This window comes from Kitasatospora sp. NPDC088134 (assembly GCF_044741705.1).
In the GTDB taxonomy this organism is placed as follows: Bacteria; Actinomycetota; Actinomycetes; order Streptomycetales; family Streptomycetaceae; genus Kitasatospora.
In genome coordinates, this window is sequence record NZ_JBIUTD010000002.1 from 79,663 (window position 1) to 96,351 (window position 16,689).

At 72.5% G+C, this 16,689-nt stretch carries 14 protein-coding genes, 1 tRNA gene, 1 pseudogene and 1 riboswitch; of the genes and pseudogenes, 11 read left to right on the forward strand and 5 right to left on the reverse strand.

Features of this window, described 5'->3' with window-relative positions; translation table 11 throughout:
• Positions 1-35: 35 nt before the first annotated feature.
• Complete coding sequence (locus ACIOHG_RS03925; RefSeq protein WP_400944985.1) at positions 36-458, reverse strand: SDR family NAD(P)-dependent oxidoreductase; 423 nt, start codon at positions 456-458, stop codon at positions 36-38.
• 154 nt (positions 459-612) lie between these two features.
• Here ACIOHG_RS03925 and ACIOHG_RS03930 point away from each other — a divergent pair, with 154 nt between their 5' ends.
• The 7 genes and pseudogenes from ACIOHG_RS03930 to ACIOHG_RS03960 all read left to right on the forward strand — a co-directional run bounded on the left by ACIOHG_RS03930 (position 613) and on the right by ACIOHG_RS03960 (position 8,655).
• Positions 613-1,857, forward strand: coding sequence for a cytochrome P450 (locus ACIOHG_RS03930; protein ID WP_400944987.1), 1,245 nt, complete (start codon positions 613-615; stop codon positions 1,855-1,857).
• Positions 1,858-2,303: 446 nt separating this feature from the next.
• Positions 2,304-2,451, forward strand: a riboswitch (cyclic di-AMP (ydaO/yuaA leader).
• A 3-nt stretch (positions 2,452-2,454) separates the two neighbouring features.
• Positions 2,455-3,135 carry a transglycosylase family protein gene (locus tag ACIOHG_RS03935; RefSeq protein WP_400944988.1) on the forward strand — a complete coding sequence of 227 codons (681 nt, stop codon included), beginning with the start codon at positions 2,455-2,457 and terminating at the stop codon, positions 3,133-3,135.
• Positions 3,136-3,363: 228 nt separating this feature from the next.
• Positions 3,364-4,650 carry a phosphopyruvate hydratase gene (gene eno, locus ACIOHG_RS03940; protein WP_400944990.1) on the forward strand — a complete coding sequence of 429 codons (1,287 nt, stop codon included), beginning with the start codon at positions 3,364-3,366 and terminating at the stop codon, positions 4,648-4,650.
• A gap of 109 nt (positions 4,651-4,759) precedes the next feature.
• Positions 4,760-5,251: a septum formation initiator family protein gene (locus ACIOHG_RS03945; RefSeq protein ID WP_400944992.1), complete on the forward strand. Its 492-nt coding sequence runs from the start codon at positions 4,760-4,762 to the stop codon at positions 5,249-5,251.
• A 14-nt stretch (positions 5,252-5,265) separates the two neighbouring features.
• Positions 5,266-5,802: pseudogene (locus tag ACIOHG_RS03950) on the forward strand (DUF501 domain-containing protein); the annotation flags it as partial.
• Between the two features lie 146 nt (positions 5,803-5,948).
• Positions 5,949-6,884: an exopolyphosphatase gene (locus ACIOHG_RS03955; RefSeq protein ID WP_400944994.1), complete on the forward strand. Its 936-nt coding sequence runs from the start codon at positions 5,949-5,951 to the stop codon at positions 6,882-6,884.
• A 400-nt stretch (positions 6,885-7,284) separates the two neighbouring features.
• Positions 7,285-8,655, forward strand: a complete 1,371-nt coding sequence (locus tag ACIOHG_RS03960) for an NAD(P)/FAD-dependent oxidoreductase (RefSeq protein ID WP_400944996.1) — start codon at positions 7,285-7,287, stop codon at positions 8,653-8,655.
• Between the two features lie 188 nt (positions 8,656-8,843).
• Here ACIOHG_RS03960 and ACIOHG_RS03965 read toward each other — a convergent pair whose 3' ends face one another.
• On the reverse strand, positions 8,844-9,311 hold the full coding sequence (locus ACIOHG_RS03965; RefSeq protein ID WP_400944998.1) for a DNA-binding protein: 468 nt from the start codon (positions 9,309-9,311) through the stop codon (positions 8,844-8,846).
• A 126-nt stretch (positions 9,312-9,437) separates the two neighbouring features.
• Positions 9,438-9,519: transfer RNA gene (locus ACIOHG_RS03970), tRNA-Leu, on the reverse strand.
• A gap of 361 nt (positions 9,520-9,880) precedes the next feature.
• On the opposite strand from ACIOHG_RS03970, the gene ACIOHG_RS03975 reads away from it, so the two are divergent.
• Both ACIOHG_RS03975 and ACIOHG_RS03980 read left to right on the forward strand, forming a co-directional pair.
• Positions 9,881-10,654 carry an ABC transporter ATP-binding protein gene (locus tag ACIOHG_RS03975; RefSeq protein WP_400945000.1) on the forward strand — a complete coding sequence of 258 codons (774 nt, stop codon included), beginning with the start codon at positions 9,881-9,883 and terminating at the stop codon, positions 10,652-10,654.
• 48 nt (positions 10,655-10,702) lie between these two features.
• Positions 10,703-13,273 (forward strand): ABC transporter permease, encoded by a 2,571-nt coding sequence (locus ACIOHG_RS03980; RefSeq protein WP_400945001.1) that lies wholly within the window; start codon positions 10,703-10,705, stop codon positions 13,271-13,273.
• A 79-nt stretch (positions 13,274-13,352) separates the two neighbouring features.
• Here ACIOHG_RS03980 and ACIOHG_RS03985 read toward each other — a convergent pair whose 3' ends face one another.
• Positions 13,353-13,877: a peptidylprolyl isomerase gene (locus tag ACIOHG_RS03985; RefSeq protein ID WP_400945003.1), complete on the reverse strand. Its 525-nt coding sequence runs from the start codon at positions 13,875-13,877 to the stop codon at positions 13,353-13,355.
• 170 nt (positions 13,878-14,047) lie between these two features.
• Here ACIOHG_RS03985 and ACIOHG_RS03990 point away from each other — a divergent pair, with 170 nt between their 5' ends.
• On the forward strand, positions 14,048-14,953 hold the full coding sequence (locus ACIOHG_RS03990; RefSeq protein WP_400945005.1) for a Bax inhibitor-1/YccA family protein: 906 nt from the start codon (positions 14,048-14,050) through the stop codon (positions 14,951-14,953).
• Positions 14,954-15,027: 74 nt separating this feature from the next.
• The gene (locus ACIOHG_RS03995) at positions 15,028-15,390 is read left to right on the forward strand and encodes a hypothetical protein (protein WP_400945007.1); all 363 of its coding nucleotides are present in this window, start codon (positions 15,028-15,030) and stop codon (positions 15,388-15,390) included.
• A 136-nt stretch (positions 15,391-15,526) separates the two neighbouring features.
• Here ACIOHG_RS03995 and ACIOHG_RS04000 read toward each other — a convergent pair whose 3' ends face one another.
• Positions 15,527-16,450, reverse strand: a complete 924-nt coding sequence (locus tag ACIOHG_RS04000; protein WP_400945009.1) for a hypothetical protein — start codon at positions 16,448-16,450, stop codon at positions 15,527-15,529.
• Positions 16,451-16,689: the final 239 nt, after the last annotated feature.

Consider the following 16,689-nt stretch of genomic DNA (forward strand, 5'->3'; position numbering starts at 1 on the left):
CGGGGCTGACGGGCCGGACGAGGACTGACGGGCCGTCAGCCCGCCAGCGGGACGTCCTGGACGGGGCGGCGCTGGAGCGGCACGACGACCTCGCCGATCGCCTCGCCGACCAGGGCGAGCAGTTCGGCCAGCGGGTCGAGGTGGCGGGGCAGGTCGGCGAGCTGGACGATCCGCTCGCCGTCCGGCCCGGTCACCGCGAACAGGTCGATCGGGCCGAGGTGCTTGGCGGCGGTGTCGACCAGCGCGGCGAGGTCCGCGGGGTGGTGGATGTCGCCGGAGACGCCGACCACCGGGCAGCCGGGGCGGTCGAGTTCGGCGGCGAGGTCCTCGGCGGCACCGGGTCGCAGGTCGGCGATGAGCAGACCGGCGGCGCCGGCGGCGGAGAACCGGCGGGCCAGGTCGACCCCCGAACCTCCGTCGAGCACCGCGATGACCACCACTGCACCGGCTACTCGCATGGTCTGCTCCCTTCACAGAGCGAACCCGTGGGCAGCCCGCACGCCACCCACTCTGGTTGTCGGAGGATCGTAGGCACGCCCCGACGCTCCGCAACAGGGATTACCCACCAGGTGACCAGACTCACGCGACGGCGCTTCCCGATACGGTCAAGACATGCCAGACCAGCCCCACGACACCCGCCCGCCACTCTTCACCTGGGAGTTCGCCGCCGACCCGTACCCGGCGTACGCCTGGCTGCGGGAACACGCGCCGGTGCACCGCACCACCCTGCCGAGCGGCGTCGACGCCTGGCTGGTCACCCGGTACGCGGACGCCCGGCAGGCGCTCGCCGACGCCCGGCTCTCCAAGAACCCTGCGCACCACAGCGAGCAGGCGCACCGCACCGGCCGGGTCGGCATCCCGGGGGAGCGGCAGGCCGACCTGATGACCCACCTGCTGAACATCGACCCGCCCGACCACACCCGGCTGCGCCGCCTGGTGTCGAAGGCGTTCACCCCGCGCCGGGTCGCCGAGTTCGAACCGCGGGTGCAGCAGCTCACCGACCGGCTGATCGACTCCTTCGCCGGGTGCGGCGAGGCCGACCTGATCCACGAGTTCGCCTTCCCGCTCCCCATCTACGCGATCTGCGACCTGCTCGGCGTGCCGGCCGAGGACCAGGACGACCTGCGCGACTGGGCCGGGATGATGATCCGGCACACCGGCGGGAAGCGCGGCGGGGTCGGCCGCGCGGTCAAGCAGATCCGCGGCTACCTGGCCGACCTGATCCACCGCAAGCGGGCCGACCTCGGCGACGACCTGATCTCCGGCCTGATCCGGGCGAGCGACCACGGCGAGCACCTGACCGAGAACGAGGCCGCGGCGATGGCCTTCATCCTGCTCTTCGCCGGGTTCGAGACCACCATCAACCTGATCGGCAACGGCATGTACGCGCTGCTGCGCGACCCGGGGCAGCGCACCCTGCTGCAGGAGTCGCTGGGGCGCGGCGAGTCCGCCCTGCTGGAGACCGGCGTCGAGGAACTGCTGCGCTACGACGGCCCGGTGGAGCTGGCCACCTGGCGGTTCGCCACCGCGCCGCTGCGGATCGGCGGGGTGGAGATCCCGGTCGGCGACCCGGTGCTGGTGGTGCTGGCCGCGGCGGACCGCGACCCGGCCCGGTTCGCCGCCGAGAACACCCTCGACCTGGCGCGTTCGGACAATCCGCACCTCGGTTTCGGCCACGGCATCCACTACTGCATCGGCGCCCCGCTGGCCCGACTGGAGGGGCAGCGGGCGATCGGCAGCCTACTGACCAGGCTTCCGGACCTCCGGCTGGCGGCCGATCCGGCCGAGCTGCGTTGGCGGGGCGGGCTGATCATGCGCGGGCTGCGCGACCTCCCGGTCTCCTTCACGCCCCGCTGACGCCGTTTCAGCGGCCGGAGGCCGCTGCCCCCTTGGGCCGACGGCGCGTCCGGCGGGGGCGCGTTCCACGCTCGGGCCACGGACAAACCCGGACATACGTGGATGGTTTGTGCACGAGAAGTGAGAGTGCGTAATTTCGGCGTGATTGCGGTGATATGAGCTTGTGATCCTCCGTCAGCTCTGCCTAGTCTCCGAACTGCCCGCAGCCGTGGGCCCCGAGCGCGGCACGCCGAGTCCTGTCCGCCGCGTCCCCGGGCCACCGAAACAGGTACCGGACAGGAGTGGGGGAACCAGTGTGAACGCCGTCGTCCCAACGGCTAGTGCCGCGTCAGGCAACCTTCGCCCGTCGCGACGCCCGGCACGCACTCTCGCCGCACCGGCCGAAAACCCAAGTACACCCAGTACGAGGGCTTCCGGCCGGCACGCCGAGAGCACGCACCGACCGCCGCTCCTTGACGGCAAAGGTTGCCTGACGCGGCACTAGGGGTGAAGCCGCCGGGGAGCGGACGCAGCCGCGTCCGGTCCCGCCGGCGGCCGGGCCAACCTCCCGGTCCGAACCCGACAGCTCACCCCGCAGGCGTGCGGAGAGGAAATCCCGTGCTGTTCTCCTCCAACGGTCGTCACCGCCGTAGTACCAAGGCCGAGAAGTTCGTCGCCGCCGCCGGCGTCGCTTCGATCGGCCTGGCCCTGCCCCTGCTCGCCGCCACCCAGGCGGCCGCCGCGCCGAACGACGTCTGGGACCGGGTGGCCCAGTGCGAGAGCGGCGGCGACTGGAGCATCAACACCGGAAACGGTTTCTACGGCGGCCTGCAGTTCACCTCCGCCACCTGGCGCTCCTTCGGCGGCGCCCAGTACGCGCCGCGCGCCGACCAGGCCGGCCGGGCCGAGCAGATCGCGGTGGCCGAGCGGGTGCTCGCCGCGCAGGGCCCCGGCGCCTGGCCGGTCTGCTCCAAGCGCGCCGGGCTCGCCCGGGGCGGCGCGCCCGCCGACACCGCCTCCCGCGGCCAGGAGCGCCCGGCCGCCCCGCAGCCGGCCAAGCCCGCCACGAAGCCCGCCGCCAAGCCCGCGAAGCCGGCCGCGCCCGCCCCCGCGCAGTCGCCCGCCCCGCAGGCCGCCCCCGCTGCCGGCGGCTACACCGTCCAGGACGGCGACACGCTCTCCGGGATCGCCGCCGCGCGGAACCTGGCCGGCGGCTGGGAGCACCTCTACACGGCGAACCGCGCGGTGATCGGCGCCGACCCCGACCTGATCGAGCCCGGACAGGTGCTCGCGCTCTGACCCCGCCGGGCCCCGGCCCGATGACCGGCTGACGCTCCGTCCACTCCGGGCGCGCGCCGCGCAGTTCGCGCCGCCCGGAGCGGCGGAGCGGTCGGCATTCAGGTGAACTACCGATGAGTAGCCGGGCCACACCGTGAGACGGGGCCCGGCCGGGCGTGGCCCCGGGGCGGTCTGCGGCTAGGCTCTGGTCGTAACGACCACACATCCGCTTCCGCTAGGAGATGCCTCGTGCCGTCCATTGATGTCGTCGTAGCCCGTGAGATCCTCGACTCCCGCGGCAACCCCACGGTCGAGGTCGAGGTCGGTCTCGACGACGGCAGCACCGGTCGCGCGGCCGTCCCGTCCGGCGCCTCCACCGGCGCCTTCGAGGCCCTGGAGCTCCGCGACGGCGACAAGAACCGCTACTTCGGCAAGGGCGTCGAGAAGGCCGTCCTCGCCGTGATCGAGCAGATCGGCCCCGAGCTGGTCGGCTACGACGCCACCGAGCAGCGCCTGATCGACCAGGCCATGCTCGACCTGGACGCCACCCCGGACAAGTCCTCGCTCGGCGCCAACGCCATCCTCGGCGTCTCGCTCGCCGTGGCGCACGCCGCCTCCGAGGCCAGCGACCTGCCGCTGTTCCGCTACCTGGGCGGCCCGAACGCCCACGTGCTGCCCGTCCCGATGATGAACATCCTCAACGGCGGCTCGCACGCGGACTCCAACGTCGACATCCAGGAGTTCATGATCGCCCCGATCGGCGCGGAGTCCTTCTCCGAGGCCGTCCGCTGGGGCGTCGAGGTCTACCACACGCTCAAGGGCGTGCTGAAGGAGCGCGGCCTCTCCACCGGCCTGGGCGACGAGGGCGGCTTCGCCCCCAACCTGGACTCCAACCGCGAGGCCCTCGATCTGATCACCGAGGCGATCAAGAAGGCCGGCTACACCCCGGGCAAGGACGTCGCGCTCGCCCTGGACGTCGCCGCCTCCGAGTTCTTCGAGGACGGCGCCTACCAGTTCGAGGGCAAGGCGCTCTCCTCCGCCGACCTGATCGCGTACTACGCCGAGCTGGTCGCCGACTACCCGCTGGTCTCCATCGAGGACCCGCTGGACGAGTCGGACTGGGACGGCTGGAAGGCCATCACCGACGCGATCGGCGACAAGGTCCAGCTGGTCGGCGACGACCTGTTCGTCACCAACCCGGAGCGCCTGCGCAAGGGCATCGAGACCGGCACCGCCAACGCGCTGCTGGTCAAGGTCAACCAGATCGGCTCGCTCACCGAGACCCTGGACGCCGTCGAGCTGGCCCAGCGCAACGGCTACCGCTGCATGATGTCGCACCGCTCCGGCGAGACCGAGGACGTCACCATCGCCGACCTCGCCGTCGCCACCAACTGCGGCCAGATCAAGACCGGCGCCCCGGCCCGCTCCGAGCGCGTCGCCAAGTACAACCAGCTGCTGCGCATCGAGGAGATCCTCGACGACGCCGCCGAGTACGCGGGCCGCTCCGCGTTCCCGCGGTTCCGCGCCGCGAACTGACGGGCGCAGCGAGGGCCGACGCACGGCCGAGCCTGTTGTGACCGGTGCCCCGGCTCCCACCGCGTAGGGTGGGAGCCGGGGCACCGGCATGCGCAGGAGGGGCGAGCAGATGGCCAAGTGGAGGATTCCCGGGTTGGCGGCGCGACCGCGCTTCACCAGCCGGGCCACCGTACTGCTGCTCGTGCTGTGCTCGCTGGTGGCGATACTCGCCTACCCGGCCCGCCAGTACATCGCCCAGCGCGGCGAGATCGCCCAGCAGCGCGCCAAGGCCGAGCACGCCCGCCAGCAGGTCGACGAGCTCCGCCGGGAGAAGGCCCGCTGGCAGGACCCGGAGTACGTCAAGGCACAGGCCCGGCAGCGGCTGCACTACGCGCTGCCCGGCGAGACCCCGTTCGTCTCGGTCGGCCCGCGGCCCGCCGGCGCCGCCGCCTCCTCGGCGGACGCCGCCGCCGGGCAGCCGAAGGCCCTGCGGCCCTGGTACACCACCCTCTGGGGGTCGGTGGACGCCGCCGACGCGGCCGACGCCGCCCCGCCCGCCCGCCCGCACCTGGCCGCCCGCCGAACGCCCCTGACGCCCCGCCACTTGCCCCCGTCCCCCTGACGAACAGACCCCTGATGAGCAACCAGAACCCTCCCGCGTCCGACGCCCCCGACGTGTCCGACCGCGACGTCGCCGCCATCGCCGCCCAGCTCGGCCGGGTGCCGCGCGGCCTGCGCGGCGTCGCCCACCGCTGCCCCTGCGGCAACCCGGACGTGGTGGAGACCGCGCCCCGGCTGCCCGACGGCACGCCCTTCCCGACGCTGTACTACCTGACCTGCCCCCGGGCCGCCTCGCTGATCGGCACCCTGGAGGCGGAGGGCGTGATGAAGGAGCAGACCGCCCGGCTCGCCGAGGACCCGGAACTCGCCGCCGCGTACCGGCGGGCGCACGAGGACTACATCGCCCGCCGGGACGCCATCGAGGTGCTGGAGGGCTTCCCGAGCGCCGGCGGCATGCCCGACCGGGTCAAGTGCCTGCACGTGCTGGTCGGCCACTCGCTGGCGGCCGGCGAGGGCGTCAACCCGCTCGGCGACGAGGCGATCGGCCTGCTGGAGGACTGGTGGGCCAAGGGCCCCTGCGTCAGCCCCGCCGAGGTCGACGCGGCCGGCGAGCGGGTGGCCCGCAACCGGGCCAAGGACCAGGACCACGCGGCGGTCATCGCCGCCAAGGAGGCGCTGAGCGCCGAGCGGGCGGCCCGCAAGGCCGCGGCCGACGCCGACAGCGACGCCGACGCCGACACCGAGGAGGACGGGCAGCCGTGACCACCACCCGGGTCGCCGCGATCGACTGCGGCACCAACTCGATCCGCCTGCTGATCGCCGAACTCGACCCGGAGACCGGGGAGATCGCGGACCTGGACCGCCGGATGCTGATCGTTCGGCTCGGCCAGGGCGTCGACCGGACCGGCCGCCTGCACCCCGAGGCGCTGGACCGCACCTTCGCGGCCTGCCGCGAGTACGCGGAGGTGATCGCCGCGCACGGGGTCGCCCCGGACCGGGTCCGGATGGTCGCCACCTCCGCCTCCCGGGACGCCGAGAACGCCGCCGAGTTCACCGCCGGCGTCAAGGAGATTCTCGGCGTCACCCCGACCGTGGTGAGCGGCGAGGAGGAGGCCCGGCTCTCCTTCACCGGCGCCACCCGCGAACTGCTCGGCGGCCCGCACCGCCCGCCGTACCTGGTGTTCGACCTCGGCGGCGGCTCCACCGAATTCGTGCTCGGCGAGCGGGACGTCCGGGCCGCGCACTCGATGGACATCGGCTGCGTGCGGATGACGGAGCGTCACTTCGCGGGCGGGCAGCCCACCGAGGCGCAGATCGAGGCCGCCCGGGCCGACATCCGGGCCGCCCTGGACGCCGTCGCGCGCACCGTCCCGCTGGACACCGGCGCCACCCTGGTCGGCCTGGCCGGCACCGTCACCACGGTCGCCGGGATCGCCCTGGAACTGCCCGGCTACGAGTCCGAGCTGATCCACCACGCGGTGCTGGACGTCCGGCAGGTCCGGGAGACCGCCGAGTGGCTGCTGCACTCCTCGCACGCCGAGCGGGCCGCGATCCCCGTGATGCACCCCGGCCGGGTGGACGTGATCGCGGCCGGCGCGCTGGTGCTGCTGGAGGTCATGGAGCGCACCGGGGCCACCGAACTGCTGGTCAGCGAGCACGACATCCTGGACGGAATCGCCTGGTCGATCGCCTGACCCGGCCCGCCGGGCGGCCCCGCGCCGGGCCGCCCGGCGTGTCGCGCCGAGAACCTTCGTGAATTTCTTCACATGGCATTCCAGCCTTTCGACCGAGCCGGGTGTCCGCTCCGTCCGAAATGTGGGACCGAAGGTGCCGCTGGCGGGTTGCTCATGGGATCGCAGGTCATCCGGCGTTCATCCGGAGGAAATCGAAACCCCGCTCGGGAACCCGCGCCCCACCAGGATCGTTGCTGCTCAACGCGGCCCTCGACGCCGGACCGGGCCCGGCGGGGCCGCGAAGGGGGTGCGGAGACCCCTCCGGGGCGGAAGTGTGGGCGCGCAGTGTAGCACCCGGTGTCCAGAGGCTTGTGATGGGCCTCACGAACGGCCCATCGGGAGGGGGTGGATACTTTCGGATATGAGCACCACGGAGCGTCCTCGCATCCTCATTGTCGGCGGTGGTTACGTCGGCCTGTATGCCGCGATGCGCATCCTCAAGAAGATGCGTTACGGCGAAGCGACCGTCACGGTCGTCGACCCGCGGTCGTACATGACGTACCTGCCCTTCCTCCCCGAGGCGGCCGGCGGCAACGTCGCCCCTCGCAACCTCGTCGCACCGCTGCGCAGCGCCCTGAAGAAGGCGGAGGTGCTCACCGGTCACGTGACCGAGGTGGACCACGCCCGCAAGGTCGCCACCATCCAGCCCGCGGCCGGCGACTCCTACGAACTGCCCTTCGAGTACCTGGTCGTGGCGACCGGCTCGGTCTCCCGCACCTTCCCGATCCCGGGTCTGGCGGAGCACGGCATCGGCATGAAGACGGTCGAGGAGGCGATCAGCCTCCGCAACCACGTCATGGCGCAGCTGGACAAGGCCGAGTCCACCACGGACGAGGACGTCCGGCGCAAGGCCCTGACCTTCGTGGTCATCGGCGGCGGCTTCGCCGGCATCGAGACGGTCGCCGAGATCGAGGACATGGCGCGCGACGCCGCCAAGATCTACAAGACCGTCAGCCGGGACGACATGCGCTTCGTCGTGGTGGAGGCGGCCAACCGCATCCTCCCCGAGATGGGCCCCGACCTCGGTCTGTGGACCAAGGAGCGGCTGGAGGAGCGCAACATCGAGGTCTACATCGAGACCTCGATGGACTCCTGCGTCGACCAGCACGTGGTGCTGAAGAACGGCATGGAGTTCGACGCCTCGACCATCGTGTGGACCGCCGGCGTCAAGCCCAACCCGGTCGTGAACCGCTTCGGCCTCCCGCTCGGCCCGCGCGGCCACGTGGACACCGCGGCGACCCTCCAGGTCCAGGGCTTCGACTACGTCTGGGCGGCCGGCGACAACGCCCAGGTCCCCGACCTGGCCGCCGGCGAGGGCGCCTGGTGCCCGCCGAACGCGCAGCACGCCGTCCGCCAGGCGGCCGTCCTCGGTGACAACGTCATCGCGGGCATGCGCGGCTTCCCGCAGGCCGAGTACAAGCACAAGAACCTCGGCGCGGTGGCCGGCCTCGGCCTGCACAAGGGCGTGGCGATCCTGTTCGGCAAGGTCAAGCTCAAGGGCCGGCTGGCCTGGTGGTTCCACCGCGCCTACCACGGTGCGATGGTCCCGACCATGAACCGCAAGATCCGGGTCTTCACCGACTGGACCCTCGCCATGTTCCTCAAGCGCGAGACCGTCGGCCTCTCCGAGATGGAGAAGCCCTTCGACGCGTTCCAGGAGGCGACCGGCCCCGCGCCGAAGCCCGCCGTCGCCGCGGCCGAGCCCGCGAAGGAGCTCGCCGCGAGCAAGTAAGGCGACCAGACCCGGGGCCGATCCCCGGGTACGAGTCGGAGGCCCTCCGCCCGGCAGCGCCGCCGGACCACGACCTCCGTGGTGCTCAGCCGGTTCCGTTACCGGGCGGAGTACAGCAAGCAGTCGACGAAGGCCCCCACCCCGCGCGGGTGGGGGCCTTCGCGCGTCCCGGGCCGGTCGACGACCCGTCAGTCCCGGCCGGTGGGCCCGGTGCGCTCGGCCAGCCGCTCGGCGCGCTGGCGGGCCGCCTGCGGGGTGCCCAGGCCGAGGCCGAAGGCGAGGTCCTGCCAGGTCATCCCGCGGCCGCGGGCCATCTTCAGCAACCCGCCCTCCAGCTCGTCGAGTTCGGCCCGCACCAGCGGCAGCAGGGTCAGCGCGGCCGTGATGTCGGCCCGGTCCACCTCCGGCTCGCCCTCCTCGGCCAGTGCCGCCCCGCTGAGCAGGAAGGCCACCAGCCGGACCGCCTCGTGCGGGCCGGGCAGCACCGGGTTGGTCTGCCGCCCGCGCTGCCCGGGGGTGGCGGCGTGCCGCTCGGCGATCCGGAACAGCGCGGCGGGCGCCCGCCGGGCCCGGTCGGCCTCCGGATCGGGCCGGTCGAAGGGGTCGGCGTCGGGGGCCGCTTCGGGGATCGCGTGCTGCGGGGGAGTGTCGGGCATGGCGACAGGATGCCCGGGCGAACGGGGCAACGTCAACAGATTGCGTTGAACGATCCGTTCAACTGCGGGGCCGCCATGCCCCGTGATCGGCTCATCACCGCAGGTCACGAAGGGTGGGCAGGGGAGTGCCCAGAGCCGGACTCGAACCGGCACGGCCTCACGGCCAAGCAGTTTTAAGCTGCCCGTGTCTGCGTTCCACCATCTGGGCCTGGGACCGCGTCGAACTCGTCCCCGAGCCTAGTCGGCCCGGTGGCGGTTTCGCATATTTCCGGGGGTGGAAGTTGTCATGCTTCCATGACATCTGACGAAGCGTCTGTCATTTCGGCCACCGTCCGGCGCTTCTCGGCCACCGTCGGCCACGGCCCGCCGCACGGACCGCTCTCGGGGGCGGGGTCATACCGGAGGAGGAGAGCGGCGCGGCGGCCGTACGCCTGGCGGCGGTGGGGCAACCGTTCGGCGGGGCGACGAACCGGGCGGGCGCCGACGGGAGGATGGGGTAGCGGTCGGATCAGGTCCAGGGCCGCCGCACCGTGACGAACCCGGCCATCCTCGGAGAAGGAGTCCCCACCGTGAGCACCTCGACCGCGTACGCAGCCCACACCGGTCTGGCGGCGGCCCGCGCCACCGGTCTGAACAAGGTCTACGGCGAGGGCGAGACCCGCGTCGTCGCGCTGGACGACGTCTCCGTCGCGTTCGGGCAGGGCGAGTTCACCGCGATCATGGGGCCCTCCGGCTCCGGCAAGTCCACCCTGATGCACTGCATGGCCGGGCTGGACAAGGTCAGCTCCGGCTCGGCCACCATCGGCGACACCGAGCTGGTCGGCCTGAAGGACAAGCAGCTCACCAAGCTCCGCCGGGACAAGATCGGCTTCGTCTTCCAGGCCTTCAACCTACTGCCGACCCTGACGGCGCTGGAGAACATCACGCTCCCGATGGACATCGCGGGCCGCAAGGTCGACCAGCCCTGGCTGGACCGCGTGGTCGACACGGTCGGCCTGTCCGGCCGGCTCTCGCACCGCCCCGCCCAGCTCTCCGGCGGCCAGCAGCAGCGCGTCGCCTGCGCCCGCGCGCTGGCCTCCAAGCCGGAGATCATCTTCGCCGACGAGCCCACCGGCAACCTGGACTCCCGCTCCGGCGCGGAGATCCTCTCCTTCCTGCGCAACTCGGTGCGCGAGCTCGGCCAGACCGTCGTGATGGTCACCCACGACCCGGTGGCCGCCTCCTACGCGGACCGCGTGGTCTTCCTCGCCGACGGCCGGATCGTCGACGAGCTGACCGGCCCGACCGCCGACACCGTCCTCGACCGGATGCGTCGCTTCGACGCCAAGGGCCGCACCAGCTGACGGCCCGTCAGTCGCCGAACCGACCGCCACCACCCCAGGACTGACCCCATGTATCGCACCGCACTGCGCAACGTGCTGGCCCACAAGGGCCGACTCCTGATGACCGCGCTCGCCGTCATGCTCGGCACCGCCTTCGTGGCGGGCACCCTGGTGTTCTCCGACACCATGGGCCAGGCCATGCGCAACAGCTACTCCAGCAGCTTCTCCGACGTCTCGGTGCTGGTCTCCAGCCACGGCGGCGGCGACCGCGGCGGCCCCGGCGAGGAGCCGCAGCCGCGCGAGAAGGACGACAAGTCGCTGACCGACGCCACGGTCAAGGAGCTGGCCGCGCTGCCCGGCACCGACCGGGCCCGCGGCGTGGTCACCGGCTTCACCGCCGTCGCCGACAAGAACGGCAACCTGATCGGCGAGGCGTGGAGCGCCCGCGGCGCCAACTTCGCCCCCGACGCCTCCGGCGCCGACCTGCGCTACCCGATGGCCGAGGGCCGCGGCCCGCGCACCGCCGGCGAGATCGCGTTGAACAAGCAGGCCGCCGACAAGGCCGGCTACCACGTCGGCGACAAGGTCCGGGTGGCCGGCAACGGCGCAGCCGAGGACACCACCCTCACCGGCGTGTTCACCACCGACGACCCGCAGGTCAGCTCCGGCGGCACGCTCGCCCTGATGGACACCGCCACCGCCCAGCAGCGCCTGCTGAAGCCCGGCCGGTTCAACTCGGTGGTCCTGACGGCGAAGGCGGGCACCTCCGAGGCCCAGCTGCTCGACCAGGCCAAGGGCAAGCTGGCCGGCGCCGACTACCAGCTGCAGACCGGCCAGCAGCTGAAGGACGAGCAGACCAAGATGGTCGCCGACTCGATCGGCAGTCTGAAGACCATGCTGCTGGTATTCGCCGGCATCTCGCTGTTCGTCGGCATCTTCATCATCGTCAACACCTTCACCATGCTGATCGCCCAGCGGATCAAGGAGCTGGCCCTGCTGCGCGCGGTCGGCGCCAGCCGCGGCCAGGTGACCCGCTCGGTGCTGGTCGAGGCGCTCGCCATCGGCGTGCTCGCCTCGCTGGTCGGCCTGCTCGCCGGCATCGGCATCGGTGCGGGCCTGCAGTCCCTGCTGCACGCCTTCAACGAGGGTCTGCCGACCGGCAGCCTGGTGATCGCTCCGGCGACGGTCGTCGGCACCCTGGTCACCGGCGTCGTGGTGACGGTGCTCTCCGCGCTGCTGCCCGCGGTCCGGGCCTCCCGGATCCCCCCGGTGGCGGCGATGAGCAGCGGCGACCAGCCCACCACCCAGCGCGGCCTGCTGATCCGCAACGCGATCGGCGCGCTGCTGGCCCTCCCCGGCCTGGGGCTGATCCTGGTCGGCGCGAACCGGACGGGCGGGCTCGCCCAGCTCCTGCTGGCAGTGGGCGCGGGGCTCACCCTGATCGGCGTGTTCGTCCTGCTGCCGCTGCTGTCGCGCCCGGTGATCGCGCTGGTCGGCCCGCTGCTGGCCAAGGTGTTCGGCACCCCCGGCAAGCTGGCCCGGCTGAACGCGGTGCGCAACCCGCGCCGCACCGCCACCACCGCCGCCGCGCTGACCATCGGCCTGACCCTGGTCTCCACGCTGACCGTGATCGGCAACTCGGTCACCAGCGCCCTCACTTCGATGGTCGGCGGGACGATGAAGGCCGACTACCTGGTGGCGATGGCCAACCACCGCGAGCTGTCCGACGACCTGGCCCCGCTGATCGCCAAGGCGGCCGGAGTGAAGGCGTCCAGCCCGGTCGACAACGTCTGGTGGGACATCGAGGGCGTGGGCGAGGGCCGTGCCATCGAGGGCTACGACGCCGCCGCCTTCGACCAGTTGGTCAACCTGTCGATGAAGTCCGGCTCCACCGCGGCCCTCGGACAGGACCAGGTGCTGGTCGACGCGGACTTCGCCGCCAAGCACCGACTGGCGGTCGGTTCCACCCTGCGGGCCACCCCGCCCCGGGGCGAGGCGGTGACGCTCACCGTCGGCGGCGTCTTCGCGCACACCGACGGCCTCTCCCCGATCGTGGCGTCCAACCGGCTGATCGAGAGCCACGACGCCCACCCGCTGGTCCAGCAGATCCTGGTGAAGGGCACCGCCGGTCCGACCGCCGAGCTGAAGCAGTCCCTCAAGGACGCCACCGGCCGCAACCCGGTGATGGAGGTCCAGACCATGAAGGACCTGGTGAACCGGTTCAGCCGGATGATCTCGACCGCACTCAACATGATGTACGGCCTGCTCGGCATGGCGGTGGTGGTCGCCATCCTGGGCGTCGTCAACACGCTCGCCATGTCGGTGTTCGAGCGCAAGCGCGAGATCGGCATGCTGCGGGCGATCGGCCTGGAGCGGCGCGGCATCAAGCGGATGATCCGCCTGGAGTCCGTGGTGATCTCGCTCTTCGGCGCCTTCATCGGCGTCCTGCTCGGCTGCTTCCTCGCCTGGGCCACCCTCCGGGTGCTGGCCGCCGACCTGAAGGGACTGACCACGGTGATCCCGTACGGCAGCGTTCTCCTGTTCCTCGGCCTGGCCGCCCTGGTCGGCATCGTCGCCGCCCTCTGGCCGGCCCGCCGGGCCTCCCGGCTGGACATCCTGAGCAGCATCAAGACCGACTGACGCCGCTCCGGCCCGCCCGCGCGGACGCCGCCCCTCCCCGACCGGGGGAGCGGGCGGCGTCCGGGCGTCGGCCCCGGGGTCAGCGGGTCTCGACCACGACCTTCTCGATCACCACGTCCTGCACCGGGCGGTCGTTGCGGCCGGTCTCGACGCCGATGATCGCGTCCACCACCTGCTGGCTCGCCGGGTCCGCCACCTCGCCGAAGATGGTGTGCTTGCCGGTCAGCCAGGTGGTCGGGGAGACCGTGATGAAGAACTGCGAGCCGTTGGTGCCCGGGCCCGCGTTGGCCATCGCCAGCAGGTACGGCTTGGTGAAGGCGAGGTCCGGGTGGAACTCGTCGGCGAACTCGTAGCCCGGGCCGCCGGTGCCGTTGCCCAGCGGGTCGCCGCCCTGGATCATGAAGCCCTCGATCACCCGGTGGAACACCGTGCCGTCGTACAGCGGCGCGTTGCTGGGCTGCCCGGTGTTCGGGTCGATCCACTGGCGCTCGCCGGTGGCCAGCTCCACGAAGTTCTTGACCGTCTTGGGGGCGTGGTTCGGCAGCAGCCGGACCACGATGTCGCCCTTGTTGGTCTTCAGGGTGGCGTACAGCTCCTCGGCCATCGGGGGCCGCCTTTCTGATCGTCCGTCACGTGCGGAACCCACCCTGCCCGTTCGGCGTCCCCCCGTGCGGGCGACACGGAATCCTCCTCACGACTGACGCGGAATACTTTGCCAAACCATTACCGTTGTGCTGTGTGTGGGTGGTGCCGTGCCGCCCCGGAGGGAATGTGATGAGAAGCAGGAACCCGGTCTTCTCGCGGGAGGGGTCCTTCACCCGCGACGACCACTACGCGGGATTCGGCACGCAGACGGCCGCCCAGCCCGGGCCCGCGTACGGCGCCCCGTCGGCCGGCGGCCCGTACGCCAACGACCCGTACGGCAACAACCCTTACGGCACCCCGGCCACCGCGGTCGGCACGCCGACGGACGCCGAGCTCGCCGAGATGTACGGCGCCCCGTCCGCGGGCCCGCTGCAGACCGGTCGGATGACCATGGACGACGTGGTCGCCCGGACGGCCATGACGCTGCTGACGCTGGTCGCGGCCGGTGCCGTCGCCTGGTTCGCCCTGCCGATGGACAACTTCGCCCCGGCGATCGGCGCGGCCCTGGTCGCGATGGTCCTCGGCCTGGTGATCAGCTTCAAGCGGAGCGTCAACCCGGGGCTGATCCTGGCCTACGCCGGGCTGGAGGGCTTCTTCCTCGGCGCGATCAGCAAGGCCTTCGAGATGTACAAGCCGGGCATCGCCATCCAGGCCGTGCTCGGTACCGCGGCGGTGTTCGCCGCGACGCTGATCGCCTACAAGAGCGGTCGGATCAGGGTCACCCCGCGCTACACCCGGATCGGCATCTCGATCGCCATCGGCTTCACGATCCTGATGATGGTCAACCTGGTCGCCATGATGTTCGGCGCCGACTTCGGCCTGCGCTCCGGCCCGCTCGGCATCCTGGTCGGCCTGGTCGGCATCGCGCTCGGCGCGTTCTTCCTGACCCTCGACTACGCCGAGATCGAGCAGGGCATCCGCCAGGGCGCCCCGGAGAAGGAGGCCTGGCGGGCTGCCTTCGGCCTGACGCTCTCGCTGGTCTGGATCTACCTGGAGATGCTGCGCCTGATCGCCATCCTGCGCGGCGACGACTGACCTGCGGCACGGCCGGCGGGCCCCGGAGGAGCGATCCTCCGGGGCCCGCCGGCTTTTTGGCTACGCTCGGGGCCATGTCCGAGCACAGCCCCGCGCACGACCTCGCGCACGACCCCGCCACCCCCGAGCGGCTGAGCGCCGCCGCCGACCGGCTCGCGGACCGGTTCCGGGCGATGCCGCAGAGCCGCCTGCTGGCCGCCGTCGAGGGCCACCCGTCCCGGGCCGCGGCCGCGCTGGCGCTGGCCGACCGGCTGGCCGCCGCCGCCCGCGCGCTGGAGGGCCTGCCGCCGCTGCCGGTGCCGGACTGCGGGGCGTTCGCCGTCGGCGACCAGATCGCCGTCACCGGCCACGACCTGGCCCTCGCGGCCGCCGACCGCCCGGCCGAGCTGGCCGCCGCGCTGGCCGACCTCGACGACACGGACCGCCGCACCGCCTGACGGTCCGTCAACTGCCCGGCGATCCGTCACCGGCGATCCGCCAACTGCCCGGCGGGGCAACGCGAAGGGGCGCCGACCGGGTGCGGGCAACCCCTTGCCGCGCGGTCGGCGCCCCTTCGCGGGCGTCCCGGGTGGGTCAGATCGAGGCGACCACCCGGTCGGCGAGGACGTAGACCGCCTCGTCGTCGGTGGAGAAGGTCAGCGAGTACGAGCCGGAGAACCGGGAGCCGCCGAGCAGCCGGACGTCCTCGCCGGCCCGGACCGCGTCGATCAGGCGGTAGGCGGCCTCCCGGTCGCCGGGGGCGACGCACAGCGTGGTGCCGTCGGCGAAGGCGTACACGTCCAGGGTGCCGAGCGGGCCCGGGCGGACGTCGGTCAGCGCGACGCAGTCCTCGGCCAGCGCGGCCAGCCGGTCGTCGGTCCACTCGCGGGACGGGGTCGGGCTCGGCACGAAGTCGGGGTGCGAGGGGTGGCGGCGCGGGTCCGGCGCGGCGGCCGGCTCGGCCTCGGCATCCAGCAGCCCGGCCTCCAGGCCGGTGGCCAGCAGGTCGGCCTCCCGGCGGGCCCGGACGTCGCCGTTGTCGCCGGCGGCCGCGAAGCCGCCGCCCTGCGCCGGGTGGCGCGGGCCGTCGTGCCCGGGGGCGGCCGAACCGCCGTCCGCGGGGCCCTCCTTGATCAGGTCCTCCAGCGCGCTGCGCAGCGCCTCGTTGAACTCCGGGTCCATCACGCCGCCGTTGTCCACGGCCTCCTGCGGCCCGGTCGGGCGCGGGAAGAAGATCGGCCAGTCCTCGCCGACGGTGGTGAACGGGGTGTCGAACAGCGGGGAGTCCTCGGCGGCCCTGGCCTCCTGCTCGGCCCAGAACGCCCGGGCCTCGGTGATCTCCCGCTCCCGGTCGGCGGCCAGCGCCTCGGCAACGGCGCGGCGTATCAGCGCCTCGTCGAACTGCGGGGCGGGCCGGGCGGCGGTGTCCAACTTCCGTGCCAGGGCGCGGAGGTGGAGCAGGACGGCGGCGGTCAGGACGATCAGGACCAGCAGCAGGGAGAGGAAGAGGGCACTCACGGAACGTACTCCCAACGAGGAGCGGAACGGGGTTACGCCTCCACACTGCCGTATCGGCCGCCGTTACTGCAGTGGCTGATGTCCGGTTTGCGGGGGACTTTCCGACTCGTCCTCAAATTGTTAGGTAATACCGTTCTACGCAGCGGAGTTGATCCAATCCGCTGCGTCGACAATTCGCTCCCGGGCGGACGAAAAACGGGCCGGATCGCACCCGAGGTGTGATCCGGCCCTCAATCACG